We start from the raw sequence: 12,698 nt of genomic DNA, 5'->3' as shown, positions 1-12,698 counted from the left end.
GTCGTTGCCGCTGCGCGGCGCGCTGACGAGGATGCATGGGGGCTGGCTCCACGGGTGGGCAGTTGGGTTTGGCCACTCTCAGCCTACCACCACCGCCAGCCTTTCTCATGCGTTTCAGCAGGTTGGGCTTATCTTAGTGCCATTCGGGGTATGCACAAATTTAGAACACTACCCGACCGGCATTACAGCCAGACTCGGCCTATTGCCACGGGCTTTGCCCATCCTACGAATTGGAGCGCTAGTCCCGGCCCGAGTCGCCTCAGATCCGCGCGATCGCGCGCTCCATGTTGCCCTTGATCGTCTCGCCCGCGGCGTCCGGATCGGTCGTGCGAACGTCGATCCAGTGGACGTACAGATCCTCGCCTTCCATCTCAAGGGTCACGGTGCCTGGGGTCAGGGTGATGCTGTTGGCGAGCATGAGGCGCTGATAGGGGGCGGTGAGTCCGGTGCGGATCCGCACGATCCCCGGATTGATGGGCAGCCTCGGGTTCAGTACCCGACTGGCGACGTCGATGTTCGCGAGCACCAGATCCTTGAGAAAGACCGGTAGATAGAGCAGGAGATTGAGCAGGCTCCAGGGTTGGCCGTGCTCGCCGCCGGCCGGCTTCGGGATCGTCAGCCAGACGATGGCCGACACGACCAGCAGACCGGCCAGCACCTCCTGGATCTGGAGCGAGTTGGTCAGGCCCAGCCAGACGACGAAGAGTACCGCGCCCCATTGGAGTCGTTGCATGGGTGGCTCCTACTTGTCCTTCGGCATGTAGAGAAAGCTGTCGGCGTCGGCGCTGACATAGGTGTAGTCGCCTTCCAGACGTAGCGAATCCGGACCGCAGACATCGGTGCAGAGACCGCACCAGCAGCAGCGACCGTAGTCGATGCGGGGCACCAGACCGCTGGCGTTCTTGGGATTGAGTTCGCCGCTGACCTCGACCATGTCGATGGCCTCGTTCATGCAGATTTCCTGACAGTTCCCGCAGCCCACGCAGAGGCTCAGCCTGTTGACGTGGAAGCCGCGATAATCCGCGACCTCCTGTCGCTTTTCGATCGGGTAGTTCAGGGTATAGGGTTGCTTGAAGCTGAATTTGAGTGCGCTGAAGGGCTGAATCAACCCTTTGAGATCGGGATTCCAGGCCATGATGACATCTCCATTGGCGTGGGTGGATGGCTCGGGTTAACGCTCGATTTCGGGCGGACAGATGCCCAGCGAATTCATGATCAGGGCGACATCCGCGAGTTGCGCGCCGACCAGCAGCGGCTCCAGCAGGGTGAAGCCGTGGACGATGGAGGGGCCGCGGACTTGCAGTCGACGCAGGTATTCGCTGCCATCGCCCGCCATGAAATAGCCGAAGGCGCCGCGCGCGGATTCGCTCTGCACGTAGGTCTCGCCCTTGGGCAGCGTGAACTTGTGGTGCCGGGGCAATTTGCATTGAATCTCGCCGGGGGGCATCCGCTCGATGACCTGCCGTAGGATACGGAGGCTCTGGTACATCTCGGCGCGACGCACCAGGGCGCGGGCGTAGGCATCGCCTCCGGTTTGGGTCGGGATCTCGAAGTCGAGCTGGTCGTAAACCAGATAGGGCGCGTCCCGGCGCACGTCGCGTGGGAGGCCGCAGGCGCGGATCACCGGCCCCGTGTAGCCGTTGCCGATGGCCTCCTCGGGCTTCACCACGCCGACGTTCTGGAGCCGTTTCTTCACGCCGGCATTGTCGAAGAAGATCCGGTCGTACTCGGGCAGCCGTTGCTCCAGGGTGTTCAGCAGGTCGCTCAGGCGTTCCAGCAGACCGTCCGGCAGGTCGCGTTTGACGCCGCCGGGGTAGATGTACATGTGATAGACGCGCCCGCCCGTCAGCTCCTCGAAGAGGTCGAGGATGTAGTCGCGCTCGCCGACCGCCCATTGGGGGACGACCTCGTGCCCGATCGAGCCGCCCTGGCCGGCCAGCCAGAGGTAATGGGCCTGGAGACGCGAGAGTTCGAGGACCATGACGCGGATGAACTTGGCGCGCTCGCTGATCTCGAGCCCCGCCAGTTCCTCGACGCCGCGCGCGAAGTTCTCTTCGTTGGGATCGGGTTCCGGGACGCAGATGCGGCAGACGATGGTGAAGGCCTGGATCAGGGTGCGCCGCTCGATCAGCTTCTCGAAGCCGCGATGCAGATAGCCGACATGGGTCACGGCCTTGACGATGGTCTCGCCGTCGAGGTCCAGTTCCATACTCATGTTGCCCGTGACCCCAGGGTGCTGCGGGCCATGGAAGATCTTGATGGTGTCGGTTTTGGGGCCGTCGGTCCGGGAGCCGGCGTTTGGGAGGCGATCGCTCATGAGGGCGCTCCATCCTCGCTCGCCGGTTTGGACTTGGCGACCTGTTTGGCCTCCTTGCGTCGGCGGATCGCCTCCCGCACGTCCTGGTTGTCCTCGCGTCCCGAGCGCATTTCGTAGTTCTCCTGGACGAACTTCAGGGTGTCGAATTCGCGTCGCATGGGCGGGGTGTGGGTCCAGCCCTCCAGCATGAAATCGCCGAGGCTCGGATGCCCCGTGATGGGAATGCCGAACATCTCATGCAGCTCGCGCTCGAAGATCTCGGCCTGTGGCCAGAGCGGGATGCAGGTTGCCAACTCCTCGCCTTCGCGGCCGATGTCGGCCTGGACCCCGAGCACGCGGTCGCGCCCGGCGGTTTCGAGCACATAGGTGAGACGGAAGACCCCGTCCTCGATCCAGTCGGTGCAGGCGATGGTGGTCAGGGTCGCGAAGCCGTGACCCTGCTTGAGCAGTCCGAGCAGCGAGAAAAGCTGGGTCTTGGGGACGCGCACGAAGGCCAGGCGATCGTTGCGCTGGGTCTGGTCCTGGATGTCGAATCCATCCAGATGCGGTAGCAGGGCGTCCAGCATCAGGCGACGCCTCCGGCGTGATACCAATCGTAGGTGTAGTCCGGCGGCATGTTCTCTCCGAGCACCCGGCGTTGATTGGCCTTGTACCAGTCGATGTTTTCGCGATAGCGCTTGAATCCGCTCGGTTCGCCGCGTCCGATCTTCTTCTGGAGCGCGGCGAAGCCCTCGATCAGGGCCTCGGGCCGGGGCATGCAGCCGTTGATGTACATGTCGACGGGGAGGTAGTGGTCCAACTGCTTGATGGTGTTGTAGGAGTCCCAGTACATGCCGCCGTTGATGGCGCAACTGCCCAGCGCGATCACGTACTTGGGCTCCTGCATCTGCTCGTAGCTGCGAATGACGCGCTTGAGGGTCTTGAGGGCCAGATAGCCGCTGATGACCAGGACATCGGCCTGACGCGGCGTGGGCGCGCCGATGATCCCGAACCGCTCGGCATCGAAGCGGCTGGTCATCAGCGGACGCATCTCGATCGCCCCGCAGCCGGTTCCGTAGGCGAGGACGAAGAGGCTACGCTGGCGCAGCCAGCCCACCAGACGATCGACCAGACCCGTCTGGGCGTTCTCCTGGCCGAGAGACTCCTCCAGCATCCGCTGCTCGCATTGAAATCCCTCGCATTCGCTCTTGTGATACATCAGGCACCCCAGGGCAACCAGACGGTTGCGATGACCCCCAGGACACCCAGTCCCAGGGGAACCTTCCAAAAGAAATCCACCGTCTGCTCGGTCTTGAGGCGGGGAAAGACCAGACTGATCGAGGCGGTCAGCAGAAAGAGACTGAACGCCTTGAGGATCAGGATCGGGACGTTGCCGGCTCCGCCCATGAAGAGATCGACCACCAGCACCAGCTTGGCGACCGTCATCATCATGTTCTGGGTCATGAGCAATCCCAGCAGACGCCCGCCGAATTCCACCCGAGGTCCGGCGTAGACCTCCACCGGCGCGCCGACCACGTCGAAGGGCGAGGCGTTCTGGCTGGCGATGAAGGGCAGCAGAATGACGATGAAGGCGATCGGATTGGTGAACAGGTTCCATTGGGCGAGGCCGTCCTGCGCGGCCATGATGGCGTGCACCGAGGTGGTCTCGTGTTGCAGCATCACCAGGGCCAGCCCGAGGAAGAAGGGCACTTCCAGGCCCATGAGGCGCGTGAGTCCGCGGGTGACGCCCATGACGCCGAAGGGATTGCCGCTGGAGCCCACCGCCAGCGCGTTGCCCAGCGGGCCGACGACCAGCAGATAGATGATGAGGATGAGGTTGCCGTGCTCCGAGAAGCCTTGGAGCCAGTCGGAGTCCTTCAGGAAGGGGACGAAGAGCACGGTCGTGATGGCCCCCGCCGCGATGATCATGGGGCCAAGGAAGAACATGGGGCCATGCGTCAGGGTCTCGGTCTTGAGCAGGAACTTCATGTTGTCGAAGAAGTTCTGCCAGAGGCTCGGTCCCCAGCGGCGCTGCACGCGGGCGTTGAACTGGCGGTAGAAGCCATAGAAGAGAAAGCCCATGACATAGCTGATGCCGATCATGGCCAGCGAATCGACGATGGCGTGCATCAGAGGGCTCCTCCTGTCAGCGTCACAAGGGTCAGGGCGAGGGCGAACAGCAGCACGGCCAGCAGGATCCAGGTCTGTGGGTTACGCCCATAGAAGCCTCCCAGCAACCCGGCCGCCGCCAGTGACTGTCGCGTCAATCCGGTCAGGAAGCCCGTCGTGGTGTGGAGCAGGATCCAGCCGATCAGGGGAATGCGGCGCAGTTCGCGGCCCATGCCCGCACCATAATGCAAGGGCGTGTCGGCGGTTGGGACTTCGCCGGCATAACTGAGATCGTAGGGACTGCCGGCCCGTCGCATCCGTCCGCGCAGCAGGAAAAAGCCCCCGGTCACGAGCGCGAAGGCGGTGCCGAACACCGTCATCAGCACCACGCCGTCATAGCCGCCATAGGGCGTGGCGAGCTCGCCCCAGGAGGGCGCGCCGATCGGCGCCAGGCCGAGCGCGGTCAGCACCGGATCAATGAGGAACTGGATGCCGAATCCGGGGAAGATCCCGAGCGCGACCAGCAGTCCCATGAGAATGACTTGCGGCACCAGGTAGGGCCAGGGCGCCTCGGTCGCCGTCTTGGCCTCGGGCGAGTTGGCGTGGCCGAGGAAGGGCGCGTAGATCAGCTTGTAGCAGTAGATGAAGGCGGCGGTGCTCGACAGCAGCATGGCCGCCAGCAGCAACAGCCAGCGGGCGTCGATCAGTGAGACGAAGATCAGATACTTGGCGGCGAAGCCGGGCAGGGGCGGCATGCCAGCCAGTCCGATGATGCCGATGAGCACGGCGAGAAAGGAGATCGGCATGCGGTCGATCAGATGACCGAGGTCGTTGAAACGCCGCCGTCCGGTTTGCAGGATGATCCCGGCGACCGTGATGAAGAGCAGCAGCTTGACCAGGGTATGCACCAGCGCCTGGAAGAGCGCGCCGCCGATCGCCAGCGAGCTGCCGACCCCGATCGCCGTGGTGATATAGCCGACCTGGGCGATGGAGGAATAGGCCAGCAGACGTTTCATGTCCTCCTGGGATATCGCCTTGAAGGTCGCGACGATGGAGGTGATGACCCCGATCCAGGCCAGGATGTAGCCCGCCGCCGGACCGTTGAGCAGACGGCCGAGCAGTCCGCTCAGCGCCTCGGGGAAGAGGGTCGCCAGGAGGATCAGGCCATAGACGCCCATCTTGGACATCAGCGCCGAGAGGAAGGCGCTGAAGATGTCGGGCGCCTGGTCATAGGCGCGCGGCACCCAGAGATGCAGCGGCAGCGTACCGACCTTGATCAGGAAGGCCAGACCGAACAGGACGGCCAGGGCCAGAGGCTCCGGGCCGCCGAGCTGGTCGATCGCCTGGATCCGGAAGTCGCCGGTGAGGCTATGAAACACCAGGATCCCCGCCAGCAGCAGGAAGGCGGAGGCGAGATTGAAGAGGATGTAGGACTGTGCCCCTTCCAGATCGGTCCGCGAGGAGCGTAGCAGTAGCAGATAGCTGCTCCAGGTCATGATCTCCCAGCCGACGAAAAAGCCGATGAAATCGCCCGCGAGCAATAGGAGCTGCATCCCCAGCAGCAGGAGCGCGTAGAGCGCATAGGCGGGTCGGTCCGGCGCGCCCCGCAGCATCGGCAGGGCCACCAGGGGCGCGCCCAGCGCGAGCAGCAGCAGGAAGAAGGCCGAGATCGGGTTGAGGTCGAACAGCAGCTCGATCCCGCCGAACAACGGCCAGGCGAGGCTCTCGCCCCAGGTCGACAGGGTGAGGGCCGGGCTCAGCGAGACGGCGAGGAAAAGGATCTTGATCATCAGGCTCATGACTGGACTCCGAGCACGCTCTCCAGAATGGTCCCGCGTCCCAGCAGGGCGCGCGCGGCCTGGACGAACCAATCCTCGATCAGGAAGGGCGCGACGCCGAGCAGCAGCAGGAGACCGGCGATCAGCACGAGCGGGAGATAGGCCGGGCCGTCATCGGACCGGCACTGGGGCGCCGCCGGGTCGCTGTCGTAGAAGACCTTGATCCAGCGGAAGTAATAGCCGGCCTCGATCAGGGCGGCGAGCAGGATCAGGGCGATCGGCCAGAACGCCTGGGCCTCGGCGAAGCCCTTGAGGATACAGAGCTTGCTGACGAAGCCGCTCAGTGGCGGCAGTCCCAGCACCGCCAGGCTTCCGAGCACGAACAGAGCGGTCGCCACCGGCATGGCGTGGCCGACACCGCGCAGATCCGCCAGTCGCAGCGACAGGAAGCGGCGCAGCATGAGCGCGGCGACGAAGAAGAGGAGCATCTTGACCAGGGTATGGTTGACCATGTGGAAGAGGGCTCCGGCCGTGGTCGCCTCGCTGGCGAAGCCGAGCGCCAGGGTGATCAGACCCACCTGTCCGAGCGAGGAATAGGCGAGCATGCGACGCATGTCCTGCTGCCGCAGCGCCACCAGTTCGGCCACCAGCATGGTGAGCGCGCCCAGGGCCATCAGCCAGGCCCGCGCCACGGCCGGGTCGGCCAGCAGCAGAAAGACCAGATGGAAGAGGACGAAGAGGAACGCCTTGACCAGGATGCCCGAGAAGAGCGAGGTCACCGCCGGATCGCTGCCCCGGTAGATATCCGGCACCCAGACATTGAAGGGGAACAGCTCGGCCTTGACGCCCAACCCCACCAGCAGGAGCAGCCCGATCAGGCCCTGCATGGCCGCCGGGATATCGCCGAAGTCCCGCGCCAGCGCGGCCAGGTTGAGCTGCCCGGTCTCTAGGTAGAGCAGGACGATCGCCAGGAGAATGAAGATCGCCGCGACCGAGCCGATGATCAGATATTTGAGTCCGGCCTCCAGCGCGGTCTTGTCCCGGCGGAGCGCGCTCAGCGCGTAGGCGCTGACCCCGGCGATTTCCAGAAACACATAGAGATTGAATAGATCGCCGGTCAAGACCAATCCGGTGCAGCCGGTGATCAGCAGCAGGATGAGGACGAATGGCCCGCGCCCGCGCAGATGCGGCTCGGTATCGCCAAGCCAAAGGAACGAGGCGAACAGCACGCCAGCCAGGTTGAAGAGGGCGACCATCAGCAGCGAGGCGGAATCCAGATGCAGATGGATCCCGAGCGGCGGGGCGATGACGATGGTCTCCAGCAATGGTGCGTCGCCAACCGCCGGAAACAGCGAGACCGCCAGTCCGAAGAGGACGAGCGGCGTCGCGAACAGCATCGACATGAGCAGACCCAGCCGGACCCACAGGGGTGCCGCGAAGGCGACCAGCAAGGGTAGGGCGATGAACCAGACGGGGGTGAGTTGAAACGCCATCACGAATCCTTCAATTCCGTCATCGCACGCATGTCACTGTTGCCGGTGAGGCGGTGGTACTGGATCGCCAGCGAGACCCCGAGCGCCAGCACCGCCATGCCGATGACGATGGCGGTCAGGGTCAGGGCTTGCGGGATCGGATCGGCCATCCCGGTGAAATCGATCAGACCGTCCGCGAGGATGGGCGCCGTTTCGCCGGGCGAGGTGGCGAGCGCGATGAACAGCAGATAGACCGACAGTTCCATCACGGCGATACCGATCAGTGCCTTGAGCAGATGGCGCTTGGCCAGCAGACCATAGAGACCGATGAAGAACAGGGTCAGACTCCCCAGGATATAGATGCCGTGTAGCACCCTGGGGCTATCCAGGAATTCGAGCATGGTTACGACTCCGTGGGCGGTCGGCCGAGAGGATGGACTCCCCCCGTCAGCCGCTTGAACAACATTTCCGTCTGGGAACTGGACAGGACCGACAGGGCATTCAGGATTGACCGGATGGTGGCGCAAGGCTCGCCGGGAATGGAGGATCCAGCCTCGATCCAGCCCGGCGATCCCTCGGTCGACCTACTCCTGTTCCAGCATGTCCTGAAAGATGGCTCCGACCTCCGCTCCGACCTTCACGCCGACCAGGACGTAGATGAGCGGAATGACCCCGGCGCTGACGAGTCGGCCCATGGCCTCGACCGGGTGCGGCAGAAAGTTGCCGAGGAAGGTGCCGGTGGACAGCAGCACCAGACCCAGCAGCCCGAGGAGGACGAAGCCGCTGCCCGAGAGCGATTCGAGCAACCCGACGCGGGCGTGATCCAGAACGAAGTCGGGATCCGCCAGCAGGCGCAGGAAGAAGGCGGTCGCGATGATCACGCCGCCCTGGAAACCGCCGCCGGGCGAGAGATGACCATGCGCGATGATGTAGACGCCGAGCAGCAGCAGGACGGGGAACAGCAGGCGCGCGCCCGTGACCATCATCTCGTTCGGCGCCGCGCGCCGCGCCACGGACGCCCCGGTCTCCTCCTGGCGCCGACCGCCGAACAGCATCCCGACCCCGGTGGCGGCCAGGAACAGCACCGTCACCTCGCCCAGCGTATCGAAGCCGCGATAGCTCACGACCACGGAGGTCACGGCGTTGGCCGAGGCGGTCTCCGCGTTGCGCTCCAGGAGGGCATCGCCAACCGTGCCGGACAGGCCGTCGAGCCCATGAGGCAGCAGGATCGTCAGGAAGAGGGCCAGCAGCCAGCCGCACAGCAGAACCAGCAGCAGGGTCTTGACCCGGACCCGTTTGCGCAAGGGAACCTGGCTCATCGCAACTCCTTATCTTCGTGGCGGCCGAGCTGACGCACGCCCATCAGCATCACGAAGCTGCCCGCCGCCGCTCCGATCGCCGCCTCGGTCAGGGCCACGTCGGGTGCCTGCAAGAGAAAGAACTGGCCGACCGCGCCCAGGCTGACCAGGGAAAAGCCGATCAGGGCCTGCAGAAAGTCGGTCTGGGTGATCGCCATGATGGCCCCGCCGATCATCCAGGCGAACAGCAGGATCGCGAATAAACCGGTCATGCCTTGGCCTCGCTTGTATTCGATGGGTCCGGATCCGGGCTCGGAGCCGGGGCGTCGCGCTCGGCACGGGCGTCATGGGTCATGGCGACCGTATCCGTCCCGCTTCGGTAGGCGGCGCGCGCCAGCACCGAGGCGCTCAAGGGATTGGTCAGCAGGATGAAGAGCGCGAGGATCAGCAGCTTGGGCGCCCAAAGGGGTTCCAGGCAGGCCGCGCCGAGCAGCGTCAGCAGTGAGCCCAGGGTCGTCGCCTTGGTGCCGGCATGCATGCGCGTGAAGAAATCCGGCATCCGGATCAGACCCAGGCCGCTGATCCAGAAAAAGACCAGGCCGCCGACGATCAGGACATAGCCCAGGTATTCCATCTCAGACCCCCTTTTCCAGGAAACGCCCGAACAGGATCACGCCGGCGAAACCGACCATCGCGAAGACCAGCGCCACGTCGAGGTAAATACTCCGCTCGAACAGGATGGCGAGCAGGGCCAGCAGGGCCACGAAGAGCACGGTCAGCGTATCCAGGGCGAGAATCCGGTTAGCGGCATCGGGTCCCCTGAAGAAACGCCACAGAATCATCAGGATGGGCGGTATGAGCAGCAAGAGGAACAGCGTAAGCATGAGGAGTACCTAGAGCCGATCGGAGCCGGGCCGATCCGCCGAGTCGCGCGAGGAATTTAGGCGGGCGTGGAGCTGGATGCGTTCGCGGGCCATGGGCCAAGGCCGGCTATTGTATGCCTTTTAAAAATAAGAATTCGATGATTCTATGATTTATTGATCTGGCCGGCGTCGGGGATCTGGCGGTCACGACCAGGCCGCGAGCGGTCGGACGTCCGCTATTGTTATTCTGGTCAACGGGTTGCCTGAATCTCGGATGAATCGGCCAGCGTCCTTGGATCCAGCTTTGGGATGCCCGGATGGGCGCGTCGCGGCCTCTCAATGGCGAGGCGCGACCTTCGCGGGCATCAGGCGCGGAGTCGATCCCCCCAGACCTGGGCGGCGGAGAGGATGGGCGAGGGATCGAGGCTGGTCGGGATTCCGTCGCGAATGACCTGACGGCCGCGAATCCAGACCTGCCGGACTTGATGCCGGCCGGCGGCATAGACGAGCTGGGATACCGGGCGATAGATGGGCTGGGTCTGGGGTTCCCGCAAGTCGAGTGCCACCAGATCGGCGGACTTGCCGGGTTCGAGCGAGCCGATCTCGCCGTCCAGTCCGAGCGCGCGTGCCCCATTGATGGTCACCAGACGCAGGGCCGTCGCGGCTGGAACCGCCGCGGCGGATCCCGCCACGCCTTTGCCGAGCAGGGCGGCGGTGCGCATCTCGCCGAGCAGATTCAGATCGTTGTTGCTGGCGGCGCCATCGGTGCCGAGCGCTACGTTGACGCCGGCCTCCAGCAGCCTGGCGACCGGACAGAAGCCGCTCGCGAGCTTGAGATTGGACTCGGGACAATGCACCACATGGGCGCCGGCCTCGGCCAGACGCGCGATCTCCGCGTCCTCGAGCTGGGTCATGTGGACGGCGATCAGCGAGGGTCCGATCAGTCCCATTCGATCGAGCCGGGCCATGGGGCGTTCGCCGTGATCGCGCAGGGATTGGACGATCTCCTCGTGCGTTTCATGGAGATGGGTGTGGATCTGGATGTCCAGTTCGCTGGCCAGGGTCTGCACCCGTTGCAGCGCTTCATCGGAGACCGCGTAGGGCGAGTGTGGCGCGAAGGCGACCTGGATGAGCGGATGGTCGCGGTACTGATCGCGCAGGGCCAGACCCTTGGCGATGTAGTCGTCCGTCGTCGCCGCGTAGCCGGTCGGGAAATCGACCAGTATCATGCCGATCATGGCCCGCATCCCGGCCTCCGCGGTGAGCTGGGCGCTGACCTCGGGATGAAAGTACATGTCGTTGTAGCAGGTCACGCCGCCGCGCAGCATCTCCAGGATCGCCAGCCGGGCGCCATCGGCCACGAAGCCCGGATCGACCCAGCGTCGCTCGCGCGGCCAGATGTGATCGTGCATCCAGGTCATGAGCGGCAGATCGTCCGCCAGGCCGCGCATCAGTGTCATGGGGGCGTGGGTGTGGGCGTTGACCAGGCCCGGAATCAGCAGATGATCCGGCAGTTCGACCACCCGTTGGGCCTGGACCGAGCGTCGGGCCTCCTCGCCGGGCAGGATGGCCAGGATCCGGCCGTCGGCGATCGCGATCGCATGATCGGTGAGCTGCCGATTCGCGGGGTCGACGGGCAGGATCCACCGCGAATGGATCAGGAGCTCGGCATGCATCGGTCGGTCCTTTGGTTGTGGCGTCGAATCAGGGACAATAGGCGGCAACATGCCATAAGGAGCCATCGATGAAAACCACGCTGCCCACCATCCCCACCCCTGACGACGCGGCCCTTTGGCACGCGGGCCGGCTCTATCTGGCCGATCAGCGCATCCTGCCCGAGCGCGCCGAATTCCTGGCCTACGATGGGGCCGCGGACGTCGCCGAGGCCATCCGCGCCATGGTCGTGCGCGGCGCGCCAGCGATCGGTGTTACCGCCGCCTATGGCGTCGCGCTGGCCGGTCGCGCGGCTTATGCCGCCGCCGGTGCCGGCTGGAAGGCGGCGATCGAGGCCGATCTGGAGTGTCTGGCGGCCTCGCGGCCGACGGCCGTGAACCTGTTCTGGGCGATTCGCCGCATGCGCGCCCGCATCGCCGAACTGGACACGAGCGACCCAACCCAGGCGCTGCTCGACGAGGCCCTGGCCATTCATGAAGAGGACCGTGCCGCGAATCGCCGGCTCGGCGACCTGGGCGCCGAGCTGATCGAGGGCCCGACCGACATCATCACCCACTGCAACGCCGGCGCGATGGCGACCGGCGGTTATGGCACCGCGCTTGGGGTGGTTCGCAGCGCCCATGCGGCCGGCAAGATCCGTCGCGTCTACGCCGACGAGACCCGGCCCTGGATGCAGGGCGCGCGGCTCACGGCCTGGGAGCTGATGCACGACGGCATCCCGGTCACCCTGCAGGCGGACGGCGCGGCGGCCAGTCTCATGGCCGGCGGCTCGGTGGGCTGGGTGATCGTGGGCTCCGACCGGATCGCCGCCAACGGCGATGTCGCCAACAAGATCGGCACCTACGGCTTGGCCGTCATGGCGAGGTATCACGGGATCAAGGTCATGGTCGCGGCGCCGACTTCGACGGTGGACATGGAGATCGCCTCCGGCGCCGGGATCCCGATCGAGGAGCGCGATCCCGAGGAGTTGCTGAGCTGCGGCGGCCGGCGCCTGGCCCCGGCGGGCTGCGTCGCCCGCAATCCGGTCTTCGACGTCACCCCGGCGGCGCTGGTCGATGCCATCGTGACCGAGCGCGGCGTCGTGCTTAATCCAACGACGGAGAAGATGCGGGCGCTGATGGGCTGATCCGCCTTTTGTCTTCTAATGGGGCTTCCTCGTGCCGGGGTGTCCTGGTTCCTGCCGGGCACCTCGCGCATCCCCGCCAAGG

The 12,698-nt window shown here is 65.2% G+C and carries 15 protein-coding genes; 1 reads left to right on the top strand and 14 read right to left on the bottom strand.

Annotated features, from left to right (window positions below):
- Window positions 1-259: 259 nt before the first annotated feature.
- The 14 genes from CKO27_RS10165 to CKO27_RS10100 form a co-directional block, all read right to left on the bottom strand.
- Window positions 260-733: a Na+/H+ antiporter subunit E gene (locus tag CKO27_RS10165; RefSeq protein ID WP_200374775.1), complete on the bottom strand. Its 474-nt coding sequence runs from the start codon at window positions 731-733 to the stop codon at window positions 260-262.
- Between the two features lie 9 nt (window positions 734-742).
- Window positions 743-1,135, bottom strand: coding sequence for a 4Fe-4S dicluster domain-containing protein (locus CKO27_RS10160; protein ID WP_200374774.1), 393 nt, complete (start codon window positions 1,133-1,135; stop codon window positions 743-745).
- Between the two features lie 36 nt (window positions 1,136-1,171).
- On the bottom strand, window positions 1,172-2,317 hold the full coding sequence (locus tag CKO27_RS10155; RefSeq protein ID WP_200374773.1) for an NADH-quinone oxidoreductase subunit D: 1,146 nt from the start codon (window positions 2,315-2,317) through the stop codon (window positions 1,172-1,174).
- The gene (locus tag CKO27_RS10150) at window positions 2,314-2,883 is read right to left on the bottom strand and encodes an NADH-quinone oxidoreductase subunit C (protein WP_200374772.1); all 570 of its coding nucleotides are present in this window, start codon (window positions 2,881-2,883) and stop codon (window positions 2,314-2,316) included. Before CKO27_RS10150 ends, CKO27_RS10155 begins: the two co-directional genes overlap by 4 nt.
- On the bottom strand, window positions 2,883-3,515 hold the full coding sequence (locus CKO27_RS10145; protein WP_200374771.1) for a NuoB/complex I 20 kDa subunit family protein: 633 nt from the start codon (window positions 3,513-3,515) through the stop codon (window positions 2,883-2,885). Before CKO27_RS10145 ends, CKO27_RS10150 begins: the two co-directional genes overlap by 1 nt.
- The gene (locus CKO27_RS10140) at window positions 3,515-4,426 is read right to left on the bottom strand and encodes a respiratory chain complex I subunit 1 family protein (RefSeq protein ID WP_200374770.1); all 912 of its coding nucleotides are present in this window, start codon (window positions 4,424-4,426) and stop codon (window positions 3,515-3,517) included. The genes CKO27_RS10145 and CKO27_RS10140 overlap by 1 nt, the downstream gene beginning before the upstream one ends.
- The gene (locus CKO27_RS10135; RefSeq protein ID WP_200374769.1) at window positions 4,426-6,204 is read right to left on the bottom strand and encodes a proton-conducting transporter transmembrane domain-containing protein; all 1,779 of its coding nucleotides are present in this window, start codon (window positions 6,202-6,204) and stop codon (window positions 4,426-4,428) included. The genes CKO27_RS10140 and CKO27_RS10135 overlap by 1 nt, the downstream gene beginning before the upstream one ends.
- A complete protein-coding gene (locus CKO27_RS10130; RefSeq protein WP_200374768.1) occupies window positions 6,201-7,676 on the bottom strand; it encodes a complex I subunit 5 family protein in 1,476 nt (491 codons plus the stop codon). The genes CKO27_RS10135 and CKO27_RS10130 overlap by 4 nt, the downstream gene beginning before the upstream one ends.
- The gene (locus CKO27_RS10125) at window positions 7,676-8,056 is read right to left on the bottom strand and encodes a sodium:proton antiporter (protein WP_200374767.1); all 381 of its coding nucleotides are present in this window, start codon (window positions 8,054-8,056) and stop codon (window positions 7,676-7,678) included. The genes CKO27_RS10130 and CKO27_RS10125 overlap by 1 nt, the downstream gene beginning before the upstream one ends.
- Before the next feature lie 183 nt (window positions 8,057-8,239).
- Entirely contained in the window at window positions 8,240-8,974 is a 735-nt protein-coding gene (gene mbhE / locus CKO27_RS10120; RefSeq protein ID WP_200374766.1) for a hydrogen gas-evolving membrane-bound hydrogenase subunit E, read from the bottom strand.
- The gene (locus CKO27_RS10115) at window positions 8,971-9,225 is read right to left on the bottom strand and encodes a Na(+)/H(+) antiporter subunit B (protein ID WP_200374765.1); all 255 of its coding nucleotides are present in this window, start codon (window positions 9,223-9,225) and stop codon (window positions 8,971-8,973) included. Before CKO27_RS10115 ends, mbhE begins: the two co-directional genes overlap by 4 nt.
- Complete coding sequence (gene mnhG, locus CKO27_RS10110; RefSeq protein WP_200374764.1) at window positions 9,222-9,587, bottom strand: monovalent cation/H(+) antiporter subunit G; 366 nt, start codon at window positions 9,585-9,587, stop codon at window positions 9,222-9,224. The genes CKO27_RS10115 and mnhG overlap by 4 nt, the downstream gene beginning before the upstream one ends.
- A gap of 1 nt (window position 9,588) precedes the next feature.
- Window positions 9,589-9,837 carry an MrpF/PhaF family protein gene (locus tag CKO27_RS10105; RefSeq protein WP_200374763.1) on the bottom strand — a complete coding sequence of 83 codons (249 nt, stop codon included), beginning with the start codon at window positions 9,835-9,837 and terminating at the stop codon, window positions 9,589-9,591.
- A gap of 344 nt (window positions 9,838-10,181) precedes the next feature.
- Window positions 10,182-11,492: a TRZ/ATZ family hydrolase gene (locus tag CKO27_RS10100; RefSeq protein WP_200374762.1), complete on the bottom strand. Its 1,311-nt coding sequence runs from the start codon at window positions 11,490-11,492 to the stop codon at window positions 10,182-10,184.
- Window positions 11,493-11,560: 68 nt separating this feature from the next.
- On the opposite strand from CKO27_RS10100, the gene mtnA reads away from it, so the two are divergent.
- Window positions 11,561-12,616: an S-methyl-5-thioribose-1-phosphate isomerase gene (gene mtnA, locus CKO27_RS10095; RefSeq protein ID WP_200374761.1), complete on the top strand. Its 1,056-nt coding sequence runs from the start codon at window positions 11,561-11,563 to the stop codon at window positions 12,614-12,616.
- The last annotated feature ends 82 nt before the right edge of the window (window positions 12,617-12,698 follow it).

The organism is Thiocystis violacea (assembly GCF_016583575.1).
GTDB classification, from domain to species: domain Bacteria; phylum Pseudomonadota; class Gammaproteobacteria; order Chromatiales; family Chromatiaceae; genus Thiocystis; species Thiocystis violacea.
The sequence above is the reverse complement of the archived record's forward strand: the minus strand, read 5'-3'. Positions and strand labels throughout refer to the sequence as shown.